27 protein-coding genes are annotated in these 25,280 nt (G+C 64.6%); 14 read left to right on the top strand and 13 right to left on the bottom strand.

What is annotated here, in order from left to right; genetic code table 11:
* Positions 1–12: 12 nt before the first annotated feature.
* On the bottom strand, positions 13–792 hold the full coding sequence (locus tag M3P36_RS04660; protein ID WP_249702090.1) for an SDR family NAD(P)-dependent oxidoreductase: 780 nt from the start codon (positions 790–792) through the stop codon (positions 13–15).
* 93 nt (positions 793–885) lie between these two features.
* Between M3P36_RS04660 and M3P36_RS04655 the strand changes: the two genes are divergently transcribed.
* Both M3P36_RS04655 and M3P36_RS04650 read left to right on the top strand, forming a co-directional pair.
* On the top strand, positions 886–1,749 hold the full coding sequence (locus M3P36_RS04655) for a DUF8021 domain-containing protein (RefSeq protein WP_249702089.1): 864 nt from the start codon (positions 886–888) through the stop codon (positions 1,747–1,749).
* Between the two features lie 67 nt (positions 1,750–1,816).
* Complete coding sequence (locus tag M3P36_RS04650) at positions 1,817–3,109, top strand: MFS transporter (protein WP_249702088.1); 1,293 nt, start codon at positions 1,817–1,819, stop codon at positions 3,107–3,109.
* A 263-nt stretch (positions 3,110–3,372) separates the two neighbouring features.
* Here M3P36_RS04650 and M3P36_RS04645 read toward each other — a convergent pair whose 3' ends face one another.
* A complete protein-coding gene (locus M3P36_RS04645) occupies positions 3,373–3,798 on the bottom strand; it encodes a nuclear transport factor 2 family protein (protein WP_249702087.1) in 426 nt (141 codons plus the stop codon).
* Between the two features lie 5 nt (positions 3,799–3,803).
* Positions 3,804–4,283 (bottom strand): MarR family winged helix-turn-helix transcriptional regulator, encoded by a 480-nt coding sequence (locus tag M3P36_RS04640; protein WP_249702086.1) that lies wholly within the window; start codon positions 4,281–4,283, stop codon positions 3,804–3,806.
* A gap of 118 nt (positions 4,284–4,401) precedes the next feature.
* Here M3P36_RS04640 and nov2 point away from each other — a divergent pair, with 118 nt between their 5' ends.
* From nov2 to M3P36_RS04620, 4 genes are all read left to right on the top strand, one after another.
* Positions 4,402–5,877, top strand: coding sequence for a lignostilbene-alpha,beta-dioxygenase NOV2 (nov2, locus tag M3P36_RS04635; RefSeq protein WP_249702085.1), 1,476 nt, complete (start codon positions 4,402–4,404; stop codon positions 5,875–5,877).
* A gap of 61 nt (positions 5,878–5,938) precedes the next feature.
* The gene (locus tag M3P36_RS04630; protein WP_249702084.1) at positions 5,939–6,967 is read left to right on the top strand and encodes a hypothetical protein; all 1,029 of its coding nucleotides are present in this window, start codon (positions 5,939–5,941) and stop codon (positions 6,965–6,967) included.
* Entirely contained in the window at positions 6,964–7,431 is a 468-nt protein-coding gene (locus M3P36_RS04625; RefSeq protein WP_249702083.1) for a DoxX family membrane protein, read from the top strand. The genes M3P36_RS04630 and M3P36_RS04625 overlap by 4 nt, the downstream gene beginning before the upstream one ends.
* A gap of 108 nt (positions 7,432–7,539) precedes the next feature.
* The gene (locus M3P36_RS04620) at positions 7,540–8,523 is read left to right on the top strand and encodes a DUF8021 domain-containing protein (RefSeq protein WP_249702082.1); all 984 of its coding nucleotides are present in this window, start codon (positions 7,540–7,542) and stop codon (positions 8,521–8,523) included.
* Positions 8,524–8,603: 80 nt separating this feature from the next.
* Here M3P36_RS04620 and M3P36_RS04615 read toward each other — a convergent pair whose 3' ends face one another.
* The 6 genes from M3P36_RS04615 to M3P36_RS04590 form a co-directional block, all read right to left on the bottom strand.
* Positions 8,604–9,101, bottom strand: coding sequence for a DUF1097 domain-containing protein (locus M3P36_RS04615; RefSeq protein WP_249702081.1), 498 nt, complete (start codon positions 9,099–9,101; stop codon positions 8,604–8,606).
* 155 nt (positions 9,102–9,256) lie between these two features.
* Positions 9,257–9,868 carry a GyrI-like domain-containing protein gene (locus tag M3P36_RS04610; protein ID WP_249702080.1) on the bottom strand — a complete coding sequence of 204 codons (612 nt, stop codon included), beginning with the start codon at positions 9,866–9,868 and terminating at the stop codon, positions 9,257–9,259.
* 92 nt (positions 9,869–9,960) lie between these two features.
* Positions 9,961–10,491, bottom strand: a complete 531-nt coding sequence (locus M3P36_RS04605) for a DUF3237 domain-containing protein (protein ID WP_249702079.1) — start codon at positions 10,489–10,491, stop codon at positions 9,961–9,963.
* A complete protein-coding gene (locus M3P36_RS04600) occupies positions 10,491–11,243 on the bottom strand; it encodes an SDR family oxidoreductase (protein WP_249702078.1) in 753 nt (250 codons plus the stop codon). Before M3P36_RS04600 ends, M3P36_RS04605 begins: the two co-directional genes overlap by 1 nt.
* 7 nt (positions 11,244–11,250) lie before the next feature.
* A complete protein-coding gene (locus M3P36_RS04595) occupies positions 11,251–11,640 on the bottom strand; it encodes a nuclear transport factor 2 family protein (protein ID WP_249702077.1) in 390 nt (129 codons plus the stop codon).
* Positions 11,637–13,280 (bottom strand): GMC family oxidoreductase, encoded by a 1,644-nt coding sequence (locus M3P36_RS04590; protein WP_249702076.1) that lies wholly within the window; start codon positions 13,278–13,280, stop codon positions 11,637–11,639. Before M3P36_RS04590 ends, M3P36_RS04595 begins: the two co-directional genes overlap by 4 nt.
* An 86-nt stretch (positions 13,281–13,366) precedes the next feature.
* Between M3P36_RS04590 and M3P36_RS04585 the strand changes: the two genes are divergently transcribed.
* The 3 genes from M3P36_RS04585 to M3P36_RS04575 all read left to right on the top strand — a co-directional run bounded on the left by M3P36_RS04585 (position 13,367) and on the right by M3P36_RS04575 (position 15,747).
* On the top strand, positions 13,367–13,762 hold the full coding sequence (locus M3P36_RS04585; protein ID WP_249702073.1) for a nuclear transport factor 2 family protein: 396 nt from the start codon (positions 13,367–13,369) through the stop codon (positions 13,760–13,762).
* Positions 13,763–13,831: 69 nt separating this feature from the next.
* Positions 13,832–14,980, top strand: a complete 1,149-nt coding sequence (locus tag M3P36_RS04580; RefSeq protein ID WP_249702064.1) for a cobalamin-independent methionine synthase II family protein — start codon at positions 13,832–13,834, stop codon at positions 14,978–14,980.
* Positions 14,980–15,747, top strand: a complete 768-nt coding sequence (locus tag M3P36_RS04575) for an IclR family transcriptional regulator (protein ID WP_249702058.1) — start codon at positions 14,980–14,982, stop codon at positions 15,745–15,747. Before M3P36_RS04580 ends, M3P36_RS04575 begins: the two co-directional genes overlap by 1 nt.
* Positions 15,748–15,759: 12 nt before the next feature.
* On the opposite strand, the gene M3P36_RS04570 is transcribed toward M3P36_RS04575, so the two are convergent.
* The 3 genes from M3P36_RS04570 to M3P36_RS04560 form a co-directional block, all read right to left on the bottom strand.
* Entirely contained in the window at positions 15,760–16,407 is a 648-nt protein-coding gene (locus M3P36_RS04570) for a hypothetical protein (protein WP_249702056.1), read from the bottom strand.
* Positions 16,408–16,518: 111 nt separating this feature from the next.
* On the bottom strand, positions 16,519–17,943 hold the full coding sequence (desA, locus tag M3P36_RS04565) for a syringate O-demethylase (protein ID WP_249702055.1): 1,425 nt from the start codon (positions 17,941–17,943) through the stop codon (positions 16,519–16,521).
* 33 nt (positions 17,944–17,976) lie between these two features.
* A complete protein-coding gene (locus tag M3P36_RS04560; RefSeq protein WP_249702049.1) occupies positions 17,977–18,678 on the bottom strand; it encodes an alpha/beta fold hydrolase in 702 nt (233 codons plus the stop codon).
* A 142-nt stretch (positions 18,679–18,820) separates the two neighbouring features.
* Between M3P36_RS04560 and M3P36_RS04555 the strand changes: the two genes are divergently transcribed.
* From M3P36_RS04555 to M3P36_RS04540, 4 genes are all read left to right on the top strand, one after another.
* On the top strand, positions 18,821–19,693 hold the full coding sequence (locus M3P36_RS04555; RefSeq protein ID WP_249702043.1) for a methylenetetrahydrofolate reductase: 873 nt from the start codon (positions 18,821–18,823) through the stop codon (positions 19,691–19,693).
* A gap of 1 nt (position 19,694) precedes the next feature.
* On the top strand, positions 19,695–20,609 hold the full coding sequence (gene folD / locus M3P36_RS04550; RefSeq protein ID WP_249702041.1) for a bifunctional methylenetetrahydrofolate dehydrogenase/methenyltetrahydrofolate cyclohydrolase FolD: 915 nt from the start codon (positions 19,695–19,697) through the stop codon (positions 20,607–20,609).
* Positions 20,610–20,693: 84 nt separating this feature from the next.
* Positions 20,694–22,190 carry a flavin-containing monooxygenase gene (locus tag M3P36_RS04545; protein WP_249702034.1) on the top strand — a complete coding sequence of 499 codons (1,497 nt, stop codon included), beginning with the start codon at positions 20,694–20,696 and terminating at the stop codon, positions 22,188–22,190.
* Between the two features lie 9 nt (positions 22,191–22,199).
* A complete protein-coding gene (locus M3P36_RS04540) occupies positions 22,200–22,964 on the top strand; it encodes a competence/damage-inducible protein A (RefSeq protein WP_249702032.1) in 765 nt (254 codons plus the stop codon).
* On the opposite strand, the gene sthA is transcribed toward M3P36_RS04540, so the two are convergent.
* The gene (gene sthA / locus M3P36_RS04535) at positions 22,945–24,414 is read right to left on the bottom strand and encodes a Si-specific NAD(P)(+) transhydrogenase (protein ID WP_249702025.1); all 1,470 of its coding nucleotides are present in this window, start codon (positions 24,412–24,414) and stop codon (positions 22,945–22,947) included. The genes M3P36_RS04540 and sthA overlap by 20 nt on opposite strands.
* A gap of 329 nt (positions 24,415–24,743) precedes the next feature.
* On the opposite strand from sthA, the gene M3P36_RS04530 reads away from it, so the two are divergent.
* Positions 24,744–25,079 carry a GIY-YIG nuclease family protein gene (locus M3P36_RS04530; RefSeq protein WP_249702022.1) on the top strand — a complete coding sequence of 112 codons (336 nt, stop codon included), beginning with the start codon at positions 24,744–24,746 and terminating at the stop codon, positions 25,077–25,079.
* Positions 25,080–25,280 lie beyond the last annotated feature (201 nt).

The raw sequence follows: 25,280 nt of genomic DNA, 5'->3' as shown, positions 1-25,280 counted from the left end.
TGTCTATTGTCCTTACTGGCCAGAAGCCGAATTTGATGCCCATTGTGTCCGGGCGGGCGGTCGCGCCCCGCCATCCAGCCGCAACACTTCGCCGTTTACCAGCGGCGTGCGGATGAGGAAATCGACCGCGGCGGCAAAATCCTCTGCCGTGCCGGCGCGCTTGGGAAATTCCACGTCGCGCAGCAGTTCTTCCACGAAATCGGGCGGCAGCATGGCCACCATCGGCGTTGCCATGAAGCCCGGCGCCACGCCACACACGCGGATCGCATGGCGCGACAGGTCGCGCGCCCAGACCAGCGTCAGCTCCTTCAGCGCAGACTTGGCGGCGGTATAGGCGCCCATGCCTTCCTGCCCTTCGAAGCTGGCGATGGAGCAGGAATTGACGATCACCCCGCGCTCGCCATCCGGCCCGCTGGGGTGGTTACCGGTCATGCGGTGCGCCACGTGGGCCGCCACGTTCACCGCGCCCATCAGGTTGACCGCGATCACGCGCGAGAACGCCTCCAGGTCGCCCGGACCTTCCGCCGTGGCAATCGGCCCGATCCCGCCGATCCCGGCATTGTTGAGCAGGATATGGATTTCGCCGAACCGTTCCACCACTTCGGCCACGGCAGCTTTCACCGATGCCGCATCGCTGACGTCGCATTGGATGAAATGCGCGCCTGCAGGAGCGTCGTCCGCCACATCGAGGCTGATCACGGTCGCGCCATCGGCCAGCAGGCGACGGGCAGCGCCCTCGCCCAGTCCCGAATTGCCGCCGGTCACGACGGCCAGTTTCCCACGCGGATCCATCAGCTCTCCAAATCTGCGCGATTCTGCGTCGCGACTTTAACGAACGTTACTTTTGAGGTAGCAGGCTATGAAGTCAAGGAGAGGGAGACAATCTTGGCCACCCGCGAAGAACTCTACGCCGTGCTCGATGCCTGGCTGGCGGCGCTGGCAACGCGCGACATATCCGCCGCCCCGCTGGCCGCTGGCGCTTTCATGACCGAGAACAACGTGGTGCTGGAACCCGGCGACGGCTGCTGGAACACCGTGACCGCGCTCCACCCCTACCAGTTGCGGGTGGCCGAACCGGACGCCCGGCAGGTTGCCGTGTTCACCGCCATCGAGGAGACCGATTCGCTCAATCCGTGCTGCATCAGGCTGGAGGTGGGCGAGGACGGCCTTGTAACCGGGGTGGAAACCGTGGTCGCCCGCAACAAGGACGAAGGCTTCCCCTTCGGTCCGCAGTTCTTCGAAACCAAGCCCGTCATGGAAGCCGAAATCCCCGCAGCCGAGCGCGCCAGCCGCGACGAGCTGGTACGCGTGGCCAACGGCTATTTCGAAACGATCGAGCGCAACGACGGGACCATCGCCACGAAGTTCTGGCCGCAGTGCAACCGGGTGGAAAACGGCGTGCAGACCACCAACAACGCCGATTTTCCGCTGCCCATCGCCAAACTAGGTTGCGAGGAACAGTTCGCGCTTGGCTGGTACCGCTATGACGACGACTTGCGCGCCCGCCGCTTCCCGCTGGTGGACGTCGAACGCGGCACCGTGCTGGCCTATGGCTTCATCGACCATTCGGGCCGCCTGGGCGACTACACCCTGACCGACGGCACGCCTGCCCGCAGCCCGGTGCGCCGCCCGCACAGCTATTACCTTGCCGAAGCCTTCCGCATCAGGGACCATGCCATCGAGCAGGTCGAGGCCGATTTCCTTACCGTGCCCTATCGCATGCCCAGTCCTTGGGATAATCGGAGCTGACAACACAATAACAGCCGCTCGCCCCGAGCTTGTCGAAGGGCGCCGAGCGGGAGGGGAGAGATAAGGGATGTTTTCAAGGCGCAACCTGGTCGCGCTCGGCCTGATGACGGGCGTGTTCGTGATGGAAGGCTTCGATATTGCCGCCATGGGACTGGTCGTCCCGCGGCTCGAAGGCCCGCTGGGCATTCCGCCGGAAAACTTCGGCTGGGTCTTCACCGCGATCCTGCTGGGGCTTGGTATCGGCGGGGCGACGATTGCGCCGCTGGGAGACCGTTTCGGCAGGCGCGCGCTGATCGTGGCCGGGTGCCTCGCCACCGGCCTTGTCACCCTGGCAACGGCAACATCCACCACGACGACCGAATTCCTGATCTGGCGCTTCCTCACCGGCCTTGCCCTGGGAGCCTGCCTGCCCAACGTCAGCGCCCTGTCGAGCGAACTGGCACCGGCCGGGATGCGCGCGACGATCATGGCCGTGGTTTCCGCAGGCATCCCGGTGGGCCTGGCCCTGGCCGGATTTGCCGCCCCGGCGATCATCGGCCTGATCGAATGGCAGGGCCTGTTCTACGTCCCCGGCATAACCGCGATAACCCTGGCCTTCCTGCTGTGGTTCATGCTCGATGGCGGAGTTCCGCAATCGTCCGAACCCAAGGTGGTGCCAAGCACTGCCAGTGAAGATGCAGGTGGAGATCCCGCCACTGCCACCAAGCCCGCCGGGGGCCTGGTCGGCAAGTTGCCGCAACTGGGGCTGTTCCTCAGCCCCTGGGCTTTTCCGTTCGCGGTATTCGCCTCGATGCTGGCGCTCAATGCGATGGTGCTGTGGAAGCTCAATTCCTGGCTGCCGACCATCCTTCCGCAAGCGGGTCTGTCGCTCGACGTGGCAGCGCAGGTGGCGGGCGTGGCGAACCTTGCGGGCCTGGTCATCGGCATCGGGGCGTCCATGCTGATGGATCGCTGGAAGAAGGGCCTCACCCTGATGCTGCTGTTCGGATCGATGACGGCCAGCTTTGCCGTGATCGCCCTGACTGCGCCAGACACCACCCGGTGGACGCTGATGCTGATGGTCGGCGTGGGCGGAGCCAATGCCGGTGGCATGGTCCTGCCGGGGCTGGCCGCCTACCTGTTCCCCGCGCGGCTGCTGTCGAGCGCGGTCGGCATGGGCGTGCTGGTGGCGCGACTGGGGGCCTTTGCCGGGCCGCCGCTGGGTGCCGCGATGATCGGGGCCGGGATGCCCGCCCAGACGATCATCGGCGTGGCCGCTTTCCCCGCAGTAGCCTGCGTGGTGGTGGCGCTGCTGGTGAGCCGGGCACTGCTGGTAAAGGGGCGCGAGGAAGCCCGCGTTGCTGCATCCGCAACAGGCTGACAGGGCACTTTCCTACACGGGGCCGGTGTGCACAGGGTGCACCGGCTCTTTCACACCGTCGATCCTCTCGTTTCTATCGCGGGCCATGCTGCTGGCTCGTGCGGGAAATTATCCTGCACAGCCGGCACGGAATCTGTCGCGCTCCCCGGGGGTGTGTCACTTTGTCCCCACTCAGGTTTCAGCAAGTTTTTCCGGTAGTTAGGGCCAGATGCGAAAGTGACACCCTGTCACTTGTGTCACCTTTGTCCGGTGTGCAAGCGAGCCTAGGGCCGGAAGTCCAGCCCGCCCACCCGCTCGGCAAAGCGCCAGCCTTCGGTCGTCCTGACGCACAGGTCGGTGAAGGTGCCGACCAGCGGGCTTTTCACATCCTGCACGGGAAGGCCATCGGGTGCAGCGTCGCCCATGTAGAGCACGATCACGCTGCGGGCGCGGGCGGTATTCTCGTCCACCACGTCCACCAGCACATTGGCAATGGCATGGCGCTGGACCCGCGGCGCGCGGGCGAGGAAGCCTGCCAGGATTGCCTCGCGCCCGACAATGGCCTCGCCCCCGCTGGGGCGGCTGAACCGGGCATTGTCGGTGTAGAGTGCGGCGCAGGCGTGCCAGTCGGCATCGTCGTTGGCCCAGGTGTAGGCGTGGATCAGCCGCGTAACATCGGCCTCGATCGCGCGGCGCTGCCCCTCGTCCATCGTGCTCAATCCTCTTCAGGCCGGGTCACTTCGAGGAAGCGCGTGCGGCCCTTCTCGTCGGTCGCTTCCAGCCGGTCGGTCAGCCGTTCGACAAGGTTGGCCAGATTGGCCAGTTCGTCCTTGTCGAGCCCGTCGAACAGGTAGTCTGCCACCTTGTCGCTTTGCGGGCGCATGACCTCATACAGGCGCTGGCCCTCCTCGGTCAGGGTCAGCCATTTGCGCCGGCGGTTGGCTTCGTCGCGCACCACCTCTACCCGGTCGCTCCGCTGCAGTGTTGCGACCGCGCGGCTCACGCTCATCACGTTGACGCCGGTCAGGTCGGCCACCTCGTGGCTGGCAGTGCGGCCCAGTGCGCCGATGGTCATCAGCAGGCGGAATTCGTTGAGGCTGATGCGGTAGCGGTGCGACAGGTGCGTGCTGAACGGGGCCATCAGCCGGTTGTTCAATTTCAGCATGTCGTGCAGCAACTTTGCCTTGCCCGTCATGTCGTCCCCTGCCCTGTCCACTCTGCTTGTGCCCCTAAACATGCCGAAACGCTGTTTCCGCCCACCATAACACCTGTTAGCATTATGGCGAGGAATCAAAAGAGAGGACAAGAGGGCCATGACTGCCTTTCCGCAGACAATCCATTTTATCGGCACCAACACCCCGCGGCGGGTGGAAATGTCGGTTCGCGACCTCGCCGTGGAAGGCACGATCCCGGCCGATGTCGAAGGCGCTTTCTTCCGCGCCGTGCCCGACAATGCCCATGCGCCGATGTTCGACGATGACATTGCGTTGAACGCCGACGGGATGATCGCCAAGTTCGACTTTTCCGGCGGCGCGGTCGATTTCGCTATCCGGTATGTCGAGACCGAACGCTACAAGCTGGAGCGCGAGGCGCGGCGGGCGCTGTTCGGGCAGTACCGCAATCCCTTCACCGACGATCCGGCGGCAGAGGGCAAGGACCGCACCGTCGCCAACACCACGCCGGTATGGCACGCCGGCCGCCTGTTCATGACCAAGGAAGACGGGCGCGGTTACGAGGTGAACCCCCACACGCTGGAGACTGTCGGCAAGTGGGACTATGAAGGAAAGCTGCGCAGCCAGACCTTCACCGCACACCCCCGCGTCGATCCGGTCACGGGCGAGCTGTTCTTCTTCGGCTATGAAGCGGGCGGACTGTGCGATCCCAACGTGGCCTATTGCATCGCCGATGCGCAAGGCAACCTGGTCAAGGAACAGTGGTTCGAGCAGCCCTACCTTTCCACCATCCACGACTTCGTGATTACCGAGAATTACGCGATCTTCCCCATCTTCCCGACTCTGGCCGATCTCGACCGCTTGAGGGCTGGCGGCGCGCACTGGGCGCATCATCAGGACAAGCCATCCTATATCGGCATCATGCCGCGCTATGGCGATGTGAGCGAGATGAAGTGGATCGAAGGGCCGGTCGGCGTGTCATGCTTCCACGAGGTCAACGCCTACGATGACGGCGACCTGGTCCACATCGACCTGTGCCTCACCGATACCAATGCCTTTGCCTTCATGCGCGAGGCGGGTGGCATCCACCGCGACCAGCGCGAGATCCAGGGCGCGCTGACCCGCTGGACGATCGACATGGGCAAGGACGCGCCCGCTATCGAGGAACGCCCCATCGGCCCTCCCGGCGACCTCTGCCGCCTGGCCGATGCCGACCAAGGCCGCCCGTACAACCGGGCCTGGTATCTCTCGATGAACCCGCAAGCCAAGGGTCCGCCGATGCTGGGCGGCCCGGTGGGCGCCAATTTCAATGCCCTGCTCAGGATCGAGCCGGGCAATGGCCGGGTGACCATGATGGAACTGCCGCCCGGCGCAGGCATCAGCGAACCGGCGCACGTGCCGTCGAGCGAGGCGGGCCACGGCGGCTGGCTGCTCACCGTGGTGGACGTGCCCAACAGCCCCAACCCGGCGGACTATTCCAGCGAGGTCTGGATCGTGGAAGCCGATGCGGTGGAGAACGGGCCGGTAGCGAAAGTCAAAACGGGCCTTGCCCTGCGCAGCCAGGTCCACGGCACCTGGGTCAGCCGCGAGCGGCTGGATGGTAGCCGGGTCAAGTAGCGTCGCGCACTTGCCACGGGGCATGCCTCGGGCATAGTCTGGCGCAGAGGGGAGAGATGCGATGAACAAGCGATTGCTCGCGGCCGCGATCTGTCTGGCGCTGGCCCTGCCCTCCGCGCCGAGTCTGGCGCAGGATGCCAGTGTGGAGGAACAGATGGCGGCCCGCTTCCAGCCGCCACCGCCCGGCTGGCAGATGCCGCGCACCCAATGGGGCGATCCCGACCTGCGCGGCAAGTGGCCGGTCGATTACCTCGGCCAGACCCCGCGCGAGCGGGCGGCCCATTTCGGCACCCGCGCCTTCTTCACCGACCAGGAATACAACGCCGCCTTCCGCGACGCTCAGGAACAGCTCGACCGCTATGACGAGGAGATCGAGGTCGGCGTGATGTCCATGGGCCACTGGGCCGAGCGCGGCCACCCGCTGCGCCAGAACTCGATGGTGGTGGAACCCGCCAACGGCCGCTACCCGCCGCTCACCGCCATCGGCCAGCAATGGCGCAGCGAAGAGCGGACCAGCTGGAATACCGAGGTGTTCGAGGACATGAACGACTTCGGCATCTTCGACCGCTGCCTGACCCGCGGCATGCCAAGCTCGATGCTGCCCGGTGCCTACAACGGCGGGATCCAGATTTTCCAGTCGCCCGGCCTCGTGGTGATCAGCCTGGAGATGATCCACGAGACGCGGATGGTCCATCTGGATGGACGCGCCCCGCCGCCGCCCGAAGTGCAGTTCGACCTCGGCTATTCGGTTGGTCGCTGGGAAGGCGATACCCTGGTGATCGAGACGACCAATTTCCGCCCCGGCATGTCGATGGGGCCCGCGCCCAATTCGGACCAGCTCAAGGTTGTCGAACACCTGACACTGATGAACCCCGACCAGGTGCGCTATGAAGCCTGGGTAAGCGATCCGGTGGTGATGGAAGGCCACTACAAGCTCGACCTGCCGTGGCTGCGCGAATCCGATTACGGCATGTTCGAATATGCCTGCCACGAAGGCAACGTGCAGGTGCGCGGCTATATCATGTCGACCTCGCCCCGGTTCGAGGAACATCGCCAGGCAGTCTGGGCAGCGCAAGGAGGCGGACAATGACGCGAGAACAGCAAATCCCGGACGAACTGCCGGGTCCGACAATCAAGTGGATCTACCACCTCAGCCGGATCATCTTCGGCGGCTGGTGGCTCTATTCCGGCGTGATGCCGTTCATCAATCCGGCATGGCAGCCGCTGGGGCAAGAGCAGCCGGCGATCGATTTCAGCGTGGCGATGATCGACAGCGGCCTGATGACCTGGGTCAAGGTGGCCGAGATCGTGCTCGGCCTGCTGATCCTGGCCAACCGGATGATGCCGCTGGCGGCAGCCGCGATCATCCCGATCAACTTTGTCATCATCTACTGGAACTTCGTGCTCGACGAAGGGATCGTGGAATGGACCTTTGGCGGGCTGACGATCCTGTTCAATGCGATCCTGCTGTGGCCGTGGCGGCGCTATTACTGGCCGCTGCTGGCATGGCGCGGGCGGCCGGACTTCTCGACCAAGCCGGGAATACAGGATTGATCGAAAGCCCGCACTGGCGGGACGCTTTATCCTGGATCAAAGCAATCGGGCCGACGGAGGGGCATCGCAAGCCTGTGTGACGACACTTCGTTTCAAAGGGGAGGCTGAATGATGAAGTCGATGACCGCAGGCTTGCTGGCCGCCAGCGCAATAGTGCTGGCCCTGCCCGCTACCGCCCAGGCGCAGTCCGGGGCGCAATCCTGCGACCGGGACTGCCTGATCGCGCTGGCCGACAGCTATGCCCAGGCGCTGATCGATGACGAACCGGGCGCGGTGCGTTGGGCGCCAGGCGCGGTGGTGATGGAAAACCTCGCTCCGTCCAGCGCGGGGGCCGGGGCCTTCGACACGATCACCGGCGATGGTGAAGACAACTATGCCATCCACGTGCCCGATCCGGTCAGCCAGCAGGTCGGCCTGCTCAAGATGATGGTCGAAGGCGATGCGCCGGTGCTGGTGGGTATTCGCCTCAAGCTGGATGCCAGCGGCGCGATCAGCGAGGCCGAACACCTGGTGGCGCGCAACCTGACGGAAGGCCAGCTCGCCAACCTGCAAAGCCCGCGCGTGCAGATCATGATGCCGGTGCCCGAAGCCTATGCCGACAGCCGGGCGCGCCTGCTGTGGCTGGGCCGTGCCTATTACGATGCGCTGGATCTCAACAACTCGCGCCTGACAGTGATGGCCGACGACTGCGTGCGGCACGAAAACGGCTACCAGACCGCCCGCAACAGCTTCACCCGGCCCGGGCAGGTGTTTTCCGACAGCGAGTTCGCCTATCTCGGCGGGCTCGGCTGCGCGGCGCAGATGGACACCAACATGTGGGAGTACATCGACACGATCGAGAACCGCCGCGTGGATATCGTCGATCCGGTTACCGGCCTGGTCTGGGGGATGAGCCATTTCCACCACGCGATGGACAAGGACCACACGCCGCTGCTTGGCGTGCCGTGGTTCGAAAGCCGCGACATGAGCAGGTTCAATGCCTTCGATATGCCCGCGATCCACATCTACAAGGTGTGGGGCGGCGCGATCCACGAGATCGAGGCGTTGGGCCTGGTCATGCCCTACCAGTCGGAGCACAGCTTCTCGGACTAGGCCCCTGCGGCAGGGCACAAAAAAGGGCGGGGAAGCAGCACGCTTCCCCGCCCTTTTTGTTGGCGGTCACTGGAAGACGATCAGGCCTTCTTGGTCAGCGCATTGGCGAGCAGTTCGGACACATAACCGAATACCGCACCGATAATGATTGCGACGATGGTTGGCAGCACGGCTTCTTCCGGGGCCTTTCCGGCCAGGACCATCGAACCGGCAATGGAAGCAAAACCATAGACGCTGGCCGGAATGGTCGAGAGCAGCGGAACCTTGCTCGACAGGCAGATCACTGCCGCGCCGATGCCGACGGCAATTGCCAGGGCGACCGGTACGTCGAGACCGCCCAGCGGGCCGTTGGCCAGCATCACCGATGCCATCCCGACAACCGCACCCCATGACATGCAGGCAACGGTGGTCGTCGCCCCTTTGGTGCCGCCGCCCGAATGGTAAAAGCAACCCCAGGCGATAAAGGAAACCCAGACCAGCCCGGCGACCAGCGTGGCCGACAGCGGCCCGAAGAACAGCCAGGTATCGAGTACGGCCAGCAAGCCGACCGAAACTGCAAGCGCGAGATATGCAGACATAAAGTAATCCCTCCCGAAACGATTATCTGTTCGTTCAACCGCTCCGGTTCCCCCCGGATGCAGGCGCAGGAAGGTAGATCAGGTCTGTCGTGGCGACAATAGTGCTGGTGGATAAATCCTACACTCGAACAACAGCGACATGGATCATCCGCAGTTCAAAGGCGCCGGACAGGTTGCCGCAAGATGGTCTTCAGCTTCTCGGGCACGGTGCGGCGCGGATCGGACAGGTAGATTTCGTGGTGCTGGCCATTGAAGGCATATCCGCCCTGCGGGATCAGTTCGTGGTGGAGCCGGTGGAGCACCGGGGCTTCGTCGGCAAAAGGTCCGAGATGCAGCCTCGACAGGGATAGCCCTTCATCCAGCCGCCCCATTCGCACCATCGACAGGTCCATCCCGTACTTGGCGGCTCGCGCCTCGGCGACATGTTCGCCTTCGATCCAGTCGGGCAGCATCAGCATCAGGGTCCAGCGCCATTCGTCGCGCCTTCCCGGCTGGGTATAGGCCGCCATGTCATGGGCAAACCACAGTCCTTCGAGAGGTGGCACTACATAATCCCGCCCCAGCGCTGCCTTGCTGAGAAACTTGGTTGCATAGGCAAGCGGGTAGAGTGCTTCCAGCGCCTGGCGGTATTCGGCCGAATCCCCCGGCGAGCCCTGGCCGTCCACCATCAAATAGCTGTAAGGACGGAATATGCCTTCGGCGAAGTCGGCAACAGGAGCACTGAAGTAGTCCTTCTCGGCCCGCTTTAGATCGGTTTTGTCCGCCATTTTGCTGCCCCCTCACCCAAGGGGAACTACGGGAGGCACCTGCCCGATCAAGCTGCGCTGCGCCAGGCCGCAATCAACTTACGACAAACCGCTCACACAAGCGCGTAATACCGCAGGCAGTTGCCGTCGCTGCGCCGCTCGCCCACGCCGATGAACACGTGGCGGGTCAGCCAGTCGTGCTTGCCCACGGCGCATTCGAAGGTGGGGTTGCCGCGCAAGTAATAGTCCTCGTGCGGGACCGGCGCGCCGCCGTTGAAGGCCCAGTCGCGCAGGCGGGCCATGGTGTCGGGCTTGCGGCCCCACAGGAAGCCCTTGTTGTGCAGCAGGATCACCGTGCCGTCGTCCTCCTCCAGCAGGTAGCGCGCATCGAACACGGCGGTATCGTCGGGCCGGAAATAGGCATAGTCGCCGCCCGATCCCGGAATGGCGCGGCCCTTCAGATGCGGGCCTTCGAAAGTGCCGCCCTGGACCAGCACCGCGCTGCGCATTCCGCCATTAGGGTGCGGGGCCATGGTATAGACTTCGGGGAAGGTCAGCCGCACTTCCATCACGAATTCGAGGCGCGGGTTGTCGATTTCCGAGAACGGCGGGGTGAACGGAGTGGTGTCGGAAAACTGGGTCATCAGCTCAACTCTATCAGGCCGCCATCGACCAGGAGGTCGGTGCCGGTAATGAAACTGGCATCGCTGCTGGCAAGGAACAGGACGGCTTTGGCCACCTCGTCACTCTCGCCCATGCGGCGCATCGGGATATTGGCGATCATCATGTCCTTCAGCCGCGCCACATCGTCCGGCCCCATGCCGGGATTGCGGTGGAGCAGCGGGGTGTCGATCGGACCGGGCGAGACCATGTTTAGGCGGATCTTGCGCGGCAGCAGTTCCTTCGCAAACACTTTCATGGCCATGGCAAGCCCGGCCTTGGCGGCGGCATAGGTGCCGTTGCCTTCAAGCGGACCATGCGCGCCGATGGACCCTGTCACCACGATCGCGCCGCCCTCGCCCATGATCCGAACCGCCTTTTGCAGCGCGAAGACACAGCCTTTCAGGTTGATGGAGTGGACATGGTCCCAGTCGGCCTCGGTAATGCCTTCGAGCGGCGCGAAGCCGCCGACCCCGGCATTGATGAACAACACGTCGATCCGGCCGTGGGCCTGTTCGACCGCGCGAACTACCTGTTCGGTCGCGGGGATGTCGGCGATGTCGGACATGTGGCCCGTAGCGCCGGGAATGGACGCCACGGCCTCGTCGATCGTCGCCCGGTTCCGGCCCGTCAGGTGGACCGTCGCACCTTCCGCCGCAAAGGCCTGCGCCGCCGCCAGCCCGATGCCGCTGTTGCCGCCCAGTACCAGCACGATCTTGTCGGTGAATCGCATCATTCTCTCCTCAGAAGGGCGAGGCGGGATTGGGTCCGCCCTCGACCACATCCTGCATCACGTCCCAGTGTTCGGCGATCATGCCGTTCTCGATGCGGAAAATGTCGATCACCGCCCAGCCAAGGTCATCCGGCCAGCGGCGTACGTGGTAATGGACCGTCACATGGTCGCCATCGACGAAGGCGCGCTTCACATCGTGGACGGCTTCGGGCGTTGCCGCGCGGATCATGTCGAGGAAGCGCTTGAGCCCCTCACGCCCCGGCTCGGCGGCCTGGTTGTGCTGGATGTAACCGGGCGCGATGAACCGGTCCACTGCACCTGAATCCATCGGGTTCAAAACATGGGCGAACATGTCGAGCACCAGCGCGAGGTTTGCTTCTTCCTGCGGGGTGCGGCTCATGCGGCGGCCTCCGCCAGCTCGGCAGCGGGCAATTGCCGCCCGCGCATCATGTCGGCCGCCTTTTCCGCCACCATAGTGACCGGCAGGGCGGTATTGCCTCCGGGCACGGTGGGCATGACGCTGGCATCGACCACGCGCAGGCCTTCCACGCCAATCACGCGGCACTGCTCATCCACCACCGACCGCGCGCCCATGGCCATGGCGCAGGTGCTGGTGGGGTGCATGCCGACATAGCAGTTGGCGCGGATCAAGGCGTCGAGTTCGTCGTCGGTCTCCGCCCCGGCACTCGGCGCGCGTTCGGCACCGATCAGGCTGGCCATCGGCTCGGTGCGGTAGATCAGCCTCGCGGTGCGGATCGCGCGGCGCATCTGCACAAGGTCCGCCTCCTCCGACATGATGTTGAGCGTCACGGCAGCGACCTCGTTTGGATCGGCGCTTTTCAGCTCCACCCAGCCGCGGCTTTCAGGATGGAGCTGGACGATCCCGGCCCAGAACACGTGGTCCTGTTCCGCCCTGATCCCGGGGAACCACGGGGCGGCATCGAAGCGGATGGGGTTGACCATGATCTGCATGTCGGGCCGATCAAGGTGGTCTGCGGTGCGCACCACCACGTTACAACTGTTGAGCTGGCTCGCCATCGTGCCGGTGCCGGTGACAGCCCAGCGCGCGGCGTTGAACAGGATGCGGTCCCACCTCAGCTGGCGCAGGAAGGTGACCTTCTCCTTCGCTTCGAATTCGAGGCTGGCGGTGGGATGTTCCTGCAGGTTGCGGCCCACACCGGGGCTGTCATGCACCACCGCGATGCCATGGTCTTTCAGGTGCGAAGCGGGGCCAACGCCCGACAGCATCAGCAGGTGCGGCGAATTGTAGGCCCCGCCCGACAGCACCACCTCGCGCCGCGCGCGGAAAAGCTGCGGACCGGCGGGGGTATCAACCTCGACACCCACCGCCCGCTTGCCTTCGAATACCACACGCCGCACCAGCACGCCCTGGCGCACATCGAGGTTCCGGCGACCCAGCGCGGGCCTGATATAGGCCGATGCCGAGCTGACCCGGCGGCCCCGCTCGTCCACCGTCTGCTCGCCGCGGGCAAAGCCTTCGGGGTTGGCACCGCCGAGATCGTCGGTCGTGGCAAAACCGGCGTTGGCGGCGGTTTCCATCATCTCTTCGTGCAGCAGGTGGGGGCTGTCGATCGGGCGGATCTTCACCGGCCCGCCGGTCCCGTGGTACTCGCTGTCGCCGCGCCAGCTGTCCTCCATCTTGCGGAAATAGGGCAGGCAGTCGGCGTAGGACCAGCCGCGCGCGCCCATCTGCGCCCACTGGTCATAGTCCGCCGGGTGTCCGCGCATGGCGAACATGCCGTTGATGGAGCCCGATCCGCCCATCACCTTGCCACGCGGCAGGGGCATGCGGCGCCCGTCCAGATGCGGTTCGGGTTCGGTCCAGTAGGTCCAGTTGAGTGAAGGCAGGACCATGGCGCGCAGGAAGCCCAGCGGCATACGGATAAAGGGATGGTCGTCACTGCCGCCGGCTTCCAGCAGCAGGACATTGTCCTTGCCGTCCTCGCTCAGCCGCGCGGCCATCACGCAGCCCGCGCTGCCGCCGCCCACGACGATATAATCGAATTGCGCTTCGTCCATGCTGGCAAACCTCTCCTTGCCGCATTGCTAACGCCCGTTACAATCCTATGCAAGGACAGGCGCATGCAAGCAATGGGAGCCAATCCATGACCCGCGAGGACTATGAACACTATGTCGCCGCCTTCAACGCGCGCGACTATGATGCCGTGTTCGATTTCTATGCCGAGGCCCCGCGCATGGCCTTCTTCGGGATCGAGATCACCACGCGCGAACAGCTGAAGGCGTTCTACACCTTCCTCCATTCCTATGTCACCGAGACCGTCACGATCGAGAAGTTCGCTTCCTCGGATGACCTGGCGGCGGTGGAAGGGATCATCCGCATCGAAGCCATCCGCGACCTCACCCGCGAGGACCTCGACGCCAACGGGATGGAGCAGTTCTTCCCCATCGCCAAAGGCGAGGTCCAGGAGATGCGGCAGTACATCCACTACCACCTCGATGGCGGCAAGATTGCATCGGTCGGCTGCGCAGTGGTTCCCTGAGCTATTTCATACTTGCGTTAATTTCGCATATCTGAAAGAACAGAACGCACCGCAGGAGGGCATCCACCAGTGATCGAAACTACCCACGTCGGCAGCCTTCCCCGAGGCCCCGAGCTTGTTCCCCTGTTGCTCGCACGCGACCGCGGCGATGTCTATGATGAAGATGAATTCGACCGCGTGGTCCAGGCTGCAGTGGACGAAGGCGTTCGGCGGCAGGTTGAAGCGGGGGTTTCCATCGTATCCGATGGCGAACTGGGCAAGGTCGGCTATTCGACCTATATTATCGAGCGTTTGTCGGGCTTTGGCGGCCATACGCCGCGCAAGCCGGCACAGGATCTGGCAGCCGTGCCCGATCTTGCCAAGAAACTGGCGCACATCATGGGCGCGCAGGAATTCACCCGCGCCAGCGCCATCGCCAAGGTCGAGCTCGTCAACCTCCAGCCGCTGCACGACGAAGTGCGCCGGTTCCGCAATGCACTGGACGATCACGGCACGGTTCGCGGCAAGCGGGTGCGGTCATTCCTCAACACCGCCTCGCCCGGCCTGATCACCGCCTTCCAGCCCAACCAGTTCTATCCCAGCCACGAAGCCTACCTGGCCGACCTGGTCACGGCGATGAGCCCGGAATACCACGCCATCGTCGATGCCGGATTCGAAGTGCAGTTCGATTGCCCCGACCTGGCGATGAGCCGCCACACCGGCTACCAGGACATGACCGAGGACCAGTTCCTCGGCACGATCCAGGCCAATGTCGATGCGCTCAACCAGGCCACGGCGGATATTGCCCCCGAAGCCATGCGGATGCACGTGTGCTGGGGCAATTACGAAGGCCCGCATGATTTCGATATTCCGCTGGAACGGATCATCGACGTGGTCCTGTCGGCCCGCCCCGCCACGATCCTGTTCGAACACGCCAATCCGCGCCATGAACACGAGTGGAAGGTGTGGCGCGATGCCGCCGAGGCGGGCAAGCTCGATGGCAAGATCCTCGCCCCCGGCTTCATCGACAGCTGTTCCAACTATCTCGAAACGCCCGAACTGATCGCCCAGCGGATCGAGCGGTTTGCCGACTTTTTCGGAAAGGACCGGGTGATCGCCAGCAGTGACTGCGGGTTCGGCACCTTTGCCGGCTATGGCAAGATCGACCCCGCCGTGGCCTGGAAAAAGCTGGCCGCCCTGCGTGCAGGCGCTGACATCGCGGAGGCCAGATTGCGGTGATGGACTTGGGCACCCTGGGAGGCAATCCTGCGGCCAATTCGCAGGTCAAGTCGGCCACCCGGACGCTCGACATCATCGAATATGTCGTCGCCGCCGGGCGACCGCTGGTGGCGCAGGAAATCGCCACGGCGCTGGGCATCCCCGTTTCCAGCCTGTCCTACCTGCTGTCCACCCTGGTCGAGCGGCAATACCTGGTGCGCGAAGGCCGCCGCTATTCAGCGGGGCCTGGGTTGGCAAAGCTGCAGACATCCAGCGCCGGCTTCACCCTGGCCGACCGCGTCGCGCCGCTGGTACGCACCTTGCGGGTCCAGCTGGACGAGACCACAAGTTTCTTTGTGCGCGATGGGTGGGAGATCGAGGCGATCGTCACCGAATCGAGCGAGCAGGCCTTGCGCTATTCTGTGCCGCAGGGCCGCCGCCTGCCGATGCACGCGTTGGCCGCGGGCAAAGCCCTGCTGGCCGCCCTCGCACCTGAGGAAATCGACCGCTATTTCGCCGAGAGCGAGCGCCGCCGCTTTTCCGAAGCGACCATTATCGACGAAGCGCCGCTGCGCCGCCAACTAAACGAGGCCCGCCGCACCGGCTTTGCCATGACCGACGAGGAATTCTCGCTCGGCATCGTCGGCATCGCGCGGCTGGTGACCATCGGCGGCATCCCCGTCGGCTCGATGAGCGTGGCCGTGCCCAAGGTGCGGTTCGATGATGACCTGCATGCCCGGGTGGCCGACCTGCTAGACCGCGCAGCCGACCTGTTGGAAGGCAGCTAGAAGCGCCCTTCTCTAAAATCCTTCGAGGAAATCCGCCTCGATCCGGGAGCGCTCCTGCGGCTCCTCCGGAGCTTGCTCGACAGCGGGTACAGGTCCTGCAGGCGTGGCCAGCGCGCGTCCGGCAAGGTCGAAATCTATCTGCCCGGCCCCTGCTGCGGTGTCCCCTTCATTGCCCGATTGCGGCACCTCCCGCCGGTAGATGCGCGCAGCATCCCACGGTCCCATCGCGTCGTCTGCACTTGCCCGCACCAGCGCATAGGGCGCAAGGTCGGTGCCGACATAGACCATCTCGGCGCTGTCCGGTCCGGTCAGCCGGAAACTGAAGATGTCGGGGATGGCTCCGGGCCGCGGATCGTCAAACCCCAGCTCCACCGTATCGCCGACGGTCAGCGCGGTCATGCTGGTGGTGGCCCTGGTCCCGCCGCGGATATTGTAGAACGCGTTGCCATCGGAATTGAAAGTCTCGGGCCGCAGCCAGCGTCCCTGCCATTCGCCATTGGCCGCCTGCCCGATTTCGAAACGGAAAACCGTGGTGCCGTCTGCTTGCAAGTCCCACGCGCCCTCGATTCCCTGGTCGGGAGCCTGATCGGCAGGTTGCGCCTGCACCGCCAGCGGCAGGAGCAGGGTGAGGAAGGCGAGTACGAGACGGAGCAGGGTCATCACCCGTTCTTCCTGCGGGCGGGCCTGCAACGCAAGCAAAACAGTCTGGACGCGAAAAGGGCGACCAGTTGCCTGGCCGCCCCTTCCCTCCTCTCCCGAAGGAAAAGCGTCTTAGCTGTTGGCGCCGACACCGGTCGCACGCCACGAATCCGCATAGGCGGTGCGGGCGACGTTCGAGTAGGGCACGGGGCTGATGACAGCCTTGATCTCGGTCTGGACGTGCGGCTCGACAGTGGGCTTCGAGGTGCCGCCGTTGGGCTCGCCCCAGACCAGCTTCACTTCCTTGCCCATTTCCACTTCGGCCGGATCGATCATCGCCAGCGTCAGCATCTTGCCTTCGTTCGACGAGTAGCCGACCCAGGTCGACACGCCGATCACCTTGCCATCTGCATTCCGCACTTCATCGAAGGGGTGCATGGCATAAACGGCGCTGGGGAATTCGAAGTACTTGGCACGGTCGCCATTGGCATAGAGCGACGAGAGCACGCGCAGCATGTCCTCGTTGTCGAGCGCCAGGGTGACCTTCTGCTTGTGGGTTTCGCCGGCCATCTTTTCGAGGGCTTCACGGCCCACGAAATCATGGTCAAACTTGACGATGTGGCCATAACCGATGTCCCACGGCGTCAGGTAGTAGCCCTCGATGGAGTCGGGCACGTAGCTGCCGCCGATCGAGCACTTGCCGGCATAGCTGTCGGCACCGGCCCAGGCGCGGAAGTCCTTCATCATCTGGCTGTCGCCGGTGAAGAAGGCGGGCAGCGGCGAAGGCAGCCAGCCCGATTCCAGGGTGTTCGACGAATAGGCACGGCCGCCGACCAGTTCGAGGCCGTATTCCTTGCCGGCTTCGACCAGCGCGCCGTGGACGGTCTTGTAGTCGGCCCAGGGACCGAACAGCTCGTAGCCCGGCTGGCCGGCCATGCCGTGACGCAGCGCGATCACGTCCTTGCCGCTGATGTCGACGTGGGCCATGTTGAAGAACTTGAGGTCCGGAGCGTCGGTGCCCATGGCCTTCGACAGGATCTTCATCGCATTCGGGCCCTGGAGCTGGAAGCGATAGTTCTTGCGAACGCCGTCCGAACGCATCGCGGTGCGCTCGTCACGCTCCACGGTCACGTTCCACTTGGAGCCGTCGGGCTTGGGATACTGGGCGTGGAATTCGACCCATTCGATGGCGGGCGCACGGCCGACGAGGCTGAATTCTTCCTCGGCCAGGTAGAACAGGATCACGTCGCCGATGACATAGCCTTCGGGCGTGACCGGCACGTACTGCTTGGCCTTGTTGACGGCGAAGCCCTTGAAGCTGTTGATGGCGGTGTATTCCAGCAGCGCCATGGCTTCCGGACCGCGCACGTAGAGCTCGACCATGTGGTACGACTGGTTGAACAGCACGGCGGTCTTGGCCCAAGCGCGCTGCTCGTTGCGCCAGTTGGAATATTCTGCCGGAACGCCGGGATAGACGTTCGGACCAGCCTGCTGGTTGCGCAGGAAATCGACTACGCTGGACTGGCCGTCCAGCTTCTGTTGCAGGTTGTCACTCATGGTCTTTCCTCTCCTCGAGGGCTTGCGGGGTGGTCAGGATGCGGGCGTGGAACGCCAGCGGGTTATTGCTTCGTTGACCGCTTCGGGTGCTTCGAACTGGACCATGTGGCCAGCACCCGGAACGATAACGAGGTGCGAATCAGGAATGGCAGCGGCGATCTGCTCGTGCTGCGAAGGGGGCGCCCAGGCGTCGAGTTCGCCGGTCATCACCAGCGTCGGGCAGGCAATCTGCCCCAGCAGGCTGTCCAGCTCGGGCCGGGTGACCAGCGCATTGATCTGTGCATCGAACGTGGCCTGGTCCATTGACAGACACATGGCGCGCAAGGGAGGATAGATCGCCGGATCGGCGCGGCCTGCATCGGCCACCATCGGCGGCAGCCATGTATCAACCAGCACCTCGAAACCGTTCTTGTGGCCCACCGCCTTCAACGCCTCGCGCTTGGCCGGTTCATCAGCGCCAACTGGGTGGACACCGGTGGAAACCAGCGCCAGCCGCTGCACGCGGTCGGGTGCCATGCGGAACACTTCGAGCGCCACGCGGCCACCCATCGAATGGCCGAACAGGTCGAATCGCTCGGCCCCCAGGCGGTCCGCCTCGGCCAGCGCGATGCGCGCCATCTCGACCAGCGAATCGGCTGAACCATAGGAGTTCACCACATGCGAATCGGCAAAGGCCGCCACTTGCGGCGCATAGATGCGCGCATCGCAGATCAGGCCTGGCAGCATCAGCAGCATGGGTTGGAGGGGACTCTCACCTTGTTCGCTCTTATGAAATTTTCGTCTATACGAATAAAGCGCCCTGCGCTAGGGGCTTTCTGACGACGCGCACTAGGCGTAAAGCCCCGCGCGAGAAGCGAGCTTGAGAGGAGAAGATTCGATGTCCTACGCAGCGATTCACCCGAACTGGGAAAAGAACCCCGACAACATGGTGGACGGCTATTCGCTGGAAATGACGGCGAAGGAGATCGAAGGCCTGCGTGAAGCAGCCCCGCTGATCCGCCCCGGCACCCAGGTCGCCGTGACCTTCCTGCCGGGCGAAGAACTGTCGCAGCGGGTCGAAGCCGCCGTGCTGGTGCGCGAACTGGGGTTCGAGCCGATCGTCCACCTTTCCGCACGCCGCATCGAAAGCGCCGAGCAGCTCAACTGGTATCTGGGCGAAATCACCACCAAGGCCCAGGTGAAGCGCGTCTTCATCATCGCCGGTGACCCGCCCGAGCCCGAAGGCCCCTATTCCGATTCGCTGCAGATCATCGAAAGCGGCCTGCTGGAAAAGCACGGCATCGAAATCGTCGGCGTCGGCGGCCACCCGGAAGGCCACCCCAACAACACTCCCGCCGATCTGTGGATCTGGATGGAAAAGAAGATCGCGGCAGTGCGCGCCCACGGCATGACCCCGCTGGTCGTCACCCAGTTCGCTTTCGACGACGATGCCATTGTCGAATGGCTGGCCGAGATGCGCCAGCGCGGCATCGACGTGCCGGTGCGCCTCGGCGTCCCTGGCCCGGCCGGCATCAAGCGTCTGCTCGGCTTTGCCAAACGCTGCGGCGTTGGCGCGTCGGCCAGCGTGATGAAGAAGTACGGCATCAGCATCACCAACCTGATCGGCAGCGCCGGTCCGGACAAGCTGGTGAACTCGCTGGGCGACAAGCTGAACGACAGCCACGGCCGCGTTCGCCTGCACTTCTACCCGTTCGGCGCGCTCACCGCGTCGGCCGAATGGATCAACGCCTACCACGCCAAGCACTCGTAAGATGGCGGAGCTGATCGACGGCAAGGCGGTCGCCAACAGCCTTGACGAAAAGACCAAGGCCCAGGTGGACGAGATGGTCGCTGCAGGCATGCAGCGGCCCGGCCTCGCCGTGATCCTGGTGGGCGACGATGGCGCGAGCCAGGTCTATGTCCGCCGCAAGATCAAGGCCTGCCAGAAGGTCGGCGTGACCTCGATCGAACGCCGCCTGCCCGCCGATACGAGCCAGGAAGACCTGCTGGCCATCGTCCACGAAATGAATGCCGATCCGGCGATCCACGGCATCCTGTGCCAGGTTCCCCTGCCCGACCATATCGACACGCGGCTGGTGCTGCGCTCGATCAGCCCGGACAAGGACGTGGACGGCTTCCACCCGGTCAACGTGGGCCGCTTGTCCACCGGCACCGGCGGCATCGTGCCCTGCACCCCGCTGGGCGTGATGATCCTGCTCCAGTCGGTGATCGACGATTTCAAGGGCAAGGACGCGGTGGTGATCGGCAAGTCGAACATCGTCGGCAAGCCAGTGGCGAACCTGCTGCTCGATGCCGAATGCACCGTGACCGTGACCCACATCTACACCGCCAACCTGTCCGAGATCTGCCGCAAGGCCGATATCATCGTGGCCGCCGCGGGCGCTCCTCAGTTGGTCAAGGGAAGCTGGGTGAAGGACGGCGCGGTGATCATCGATGTCGGCATCACCCGCGTGATGGGCGATGATGGCAAGGAGAAGCTGCTGGGCGATGTCGCGTTCGACGAATGCCAGCACGCCAAGGCGATCACGCCCGTGCCCGGCGGCGTCGGCCCGATGACCATCGCCTGCCTGCTCGCCAACACCGTCCAGGCGGCCAAGGCGCTGCAAGCGGGGAACGGCGCGGCCAACGACTATGCCGACGCGCCTGACCGCAGCATGTTCAAGTAATTCGGGGTTCAAGGGATCCGGGCGGGCATCAGGTCCGCCCGATCTTTTGGTGACAGGCCGTGCGCCGACTGGCAATCCAGCGGCATGGAACACCCTGTCGATGTCCTGATTGTCGGAGCGGGGATTGGCGGCATATCGATGGCCGCGCACCTGCAGGACCTGTGCCCGCAACGCAGCTTTGCCATTATCGAGGCGCGGGACCGCCCGGGCGGCACCTGGGACCTGTTCCGCTATCCCGGCGTGCGTTCCGATTCGGACATGCACACGCTGGGCTTTTCCTTCGCCCCGTGGCGCGGGGCCAAGGCGATTGCCGATGGCGAGGACATCCTCGCCTATCTCGACCGGATCATCGCCGAACGCGGGCTGGACCGGCACACCCGCTATGGCACCCGCGTGATCGCGGCCGACTGGCGCGAGGCGGACGCGCTGTGGCACGTGACGCTGGAGGATGCCGCCGGGCGCCACACCATGACCGCGCGCTTCCTCTATCTTGCCTCGGGTTATTACGATTACTACCAGCCGCACCGGGCGGACATTCCCGGTCTCGAGCAGTTTGCAGGAGCCGTAGTCCATCCGCAGTTCTGGCCGCAGGATCTCGACTGGTCTGGCCGCCGCGTGGTGGTGATCGGATCGGGCGCGACTGCCGTTACCCTCGTGCCTGCACTTGCCGGGCAGGCGGTCCACGTCACCATGCTCCAGCGCACGCCGACATGGATGGTTGCCCAGCCTTCGGTGGACCGGCTGGCGCGGAGCTTGCGCAGCCTGCTGCCGGAGAAGCTCGCCTACCGCGTGACCCGCTTCATCAACACGCGGCTCCATGCGCTCATCTTCCGCCGCGCCCGTTCCAATCCGGCCAGGGTGGCTGCCTTCCTCACCCGCAGGCTGAAGCGCCAGCTCGGCGAGGCTTACGATCCGCAGCATTTCCTCCCGCCCTATGGCCCATGGGAGCAGCGGCTGTGCCTGGTGCCCGATGGCGACCTGTTCCGCGCCATCCGGCAGGGCAAGGCCTCTGTCGCCACCGGCCACATCGCGCGGGTGGAGGCAGACGGCGTGGTGCTGGACGATGGCGCGCGCCTTGCCGCCGACATGCTGGTTACGGCCACCGGGCTGACGCTCGCCATCGGCGGCGGGATCGCGGTGACGCTGGATGGCGTGGCGGTGCACTGGGAGGACCGCTGGTTCTATCGCAACTGCATGTTCTCCAATGTGCCGAACCTGGCCGTGGTGTTCGGCTATCTCAACGCCAGCTGGACCTTGCGGGCCGACATGACCGCGCAATACGCCTGCCGGGTTCTGAACGAGATGACCGCGCGCGGTGCCACCGTGGCCCGCCCGGTGAGGGAGCACGACGATCCGGACACGGCGGTCGATCCCTCGTTCGGCTTCTCGTCCGGCTATATTCGCCGTGCCGCAGGGCTGATGCCGAAGAGCGAGGCCGCTCTGCCCTGGCGGCTCAACATGGATTACCTCGCCGACTTGGCCGATTACCGCGACAGGCCGGTGGACGACGGGGTGCTTGCCTTCACCCCCGCCCCCACCCCCGCCCAAAGTCCGGTGGCGCGGGCGGGTGAATTGGCCTAACTCCCCGCCATGACAGCAACAACCCGCATCTACACCGCCGGCATGGTGGTGATCGGCGACGAGATCCTCTCGGGCCGGACCCATGACAAGAACATCGCCCAGGTGGCGAGCTGGCTGCAGGTGCAGGGCATCCGCCTTACCGAAGTGCGCGTGGTGGCCGACGACATGGAAGCCATCGCCGCTGCGGTGAACGCGCTGCGGACCCAGCACGATTACCTCTTCACCACCGGCGGCATCGGCCCGACCCACGATGACATCACCGTCGATGCCGTGGCCCTGGCCTTGGGCGTTCCTGTCATTGTCCATCCCGAAGCCCACGCGATCCTGGCGGACTACTACAAGGACAAGGAAGGCGGCCTGACCGAGGCCCGCCTTCGCATGGCCCGTACGCCTGAAGGCGCGGACCTCATCCCCAACCGCATGTCGGGTGCGCCGGGGATCAAGGTGGCGAACGTATTCCTGATGGCTGGCGTGCCGGGCATTACCGCGCAGATGCTGGAGGCGCTGACCGGCACGCTGGAGGGCGGGCTGCCGCTGCTGACCGATACGGTCGGCGGGTGGATCAAGGAAAGCGAAGTGGCCGACCTTTTGCGCGCAACCGAAAAGGCCCATCCCGGCTGCCAGATCGGCTCATACCCCTTCTTCCGCGAAGGCCGCACCGGGGCCAACTTCGTGGTCCGTTCGACCGACGCCGCGCTGCTCGCCGTCTGCATGGACGCGCTGTGCCTGGGGCTGGAGGAACGCGGGTTCGCCTTCACGCGCGGCGGGATCTAGGCCGCGCCGGGCGGGCCGCAGCAACCGGCAGCTCTACCACATCCGCCGCCTGGGCCTGCAGCCTGTTCCACACATCTAGCGCGGCAATCTTGTAGCCTTCGGCGAGCGTCGGATAGTTGAAGCTGTTCTCCACGAAATAGTCCACCGTCCCGCCCAGGTTGATCACCGCCTGCCCGATGTGGATCAGCTCGCTCGCCCCTTCGCCGATGATGTGGACGCCCAGCACCTTGCGCGTATCGCGCGCGCAGATCATCTTCAGCACGCCATAGTCCATGCCCATGATGTGTCCGCGGCTGGTCTCGCGGAACCGCGCCACGCCGCATTCGTAGGCAATGTCGGCCTCGCGCACCTGCTCTTCCGACATGCCGACCGCGGAGAGTTCCGGCACCGAATAGACGCCGTAGGGGTTCGACTTCCCCTCGGTGCTGTAAGGCGCATCAAAAGCATGGCAGGCGGCAGAGCGGCCCTGTTCCATCGAGACCGAGGCAAGGCAGGGGAAGCCCACCACGTCGCCCGCCGCATAGATGCCGGCCACGCTGGTCTGGAAGGTGGTGCGGTCCACCTCCAGATAGCCGCGCCGGTCCACCTTCAGCCCGACCGTATCGAGGCCGAGCGAGCCGGTTGCGCCCGAACGGCCTGCGGTGAACAGCACGACTTCAGCCGAGACCTGCCGCCCGTCCTCCAGCATGCAGACCGGATTGCCGTTGGCGGCGAAGCGGATCTTGTCGACCATGCCGCCCAGCCGCAGGGTCATGCCGTTGTCGCGCATCAGGTGGACGAGGTTGTCCACGATCTCGCCATCGAGGAAATCGAGCAGCCGGGCGCGCGGATCGATCAGGGTGACGGGTACGTCGAGGGCGGAGAAGATCGTGGCATATTCCACCCCGATCACCCCGCCCCCGACGACTGCCAGGCTGCGCGGCAAGCGCGGCCGGGCGATGAAACTGTCGCTATCGAACACATTGGTATCGTTGAACGGGATATGGGCCGGGCGATGCGGCTGGGTGCCGACCGCGATCAGCACCTTGCCCGCTTCGACCACCTCCTCGAAATTGCGGCCTTCCTCGCGCCGCTCCACCACGATCCTGCCGGGTCCATCGAACCGCCCGCGCCCGACCATGGTCTTAACCCCGTTGCGGGCGAACTGGTGTTCAAGCACGGCGACTTCGTATTCGCAGGTCCGCGCCATGCGCATCGACAGGTCTTCCGACACGATATCGCCCTTGGCGCGATAGGACCGGCCATAGAAGCCCCGCTCGCGCCAGCCCGACAGGTTGAGCGCCGTTTCCCGCAGGGTCTTGGACGGGATCGTGCCGGTGTGGACCGAGACGCCGCCCACCTTGGAGCGGTCATCGACCACCAGCACGCTTTTGCCCAGCTTGGCCGCCTGGATCGCCGCCCGCCGCCCCGCAGGCCCGCTGCCCAGCACCACGAAATCGAAACGCGCCATATGCCCATGCTCCCTTGCAAGGGTAGAACGGGGCGGGCGGTGTCGGGTTAACCCTGCGGGAAATACGGACCGAGGGGCTGACAAAGGTGACAGAAGTGACAGGGTGTCACCTTTGTTTCGGGCCCGAAAATGGCGGATTTGTGCGGGCTTGCGGGGGTGGGTGACAAAGTGACACCCTGCCGGGAGAAACGCGCTGGAGGGGTGTGCGGTGGCCATGAGCCGGGGGTGGCATGGCTGGGGGGCTGTAGGAAAGTCGGGCCCGTCTTACGCAAACACCAACCGTCATCCTGAACTTGTTTCAGGATCCATCGGGCGGCACACTCGGAGCCATGCCGCGCGAACGCCACCCTTGCGTCTATCTTCTTGCCAGCAAGCCCTTCGGCGCAATCTATATCGGCGTGACATCCGAACTGGTGGGCCGGATGTTCCAACATCGGACCGGAGTGAGTGGTGGCTTCACCAGCCGATATTCCGTCTATCGTTTGGTCCGTTTCGAAGAATTTGGCACGATGGACCTGGCCATCACCCGCGAGAAGCAATTGAAAAACTGGCACCGCCAATGGAAGATCAACCTGATCCAGAGCGACAACCCTGATTGGCACGACCTTGCCCCAGGGATCGGCCTGCCCCCGCTTGCTCCGCGCAAACCGAGGGATGGATCCTGAAACAAGTTCAGGATGACGAATGGGAGAAGGGTCGCGGTGATCGCACACTGACCGCAAACGCCCCCATTGCGGACGTTGCCCACACCTGCCAACCTCGGCACTATCAAGTCGATAGTGAGGGACTGATTGGTGGATGCGGTGCTCGAAAGGTTAACTTCAATGCTTGTCGGGGCAGGGATAACCTTGCTGATCCTGGATTGG

Source organism: Altererythrobacter sp. KTW20L, assembly GCF_023501975.1.
In the GTDB taxonomy this organism is placed as follows: domain Bacteria; phylum Pseudomonadota; class Alphaproteobacteria; order Sphingomonadales; family Sphingomonadaceae; genus Alteraurantiacibacter.
This window is presented reverse-complemented; position numbering and strand designations above follow the sequence as displayed.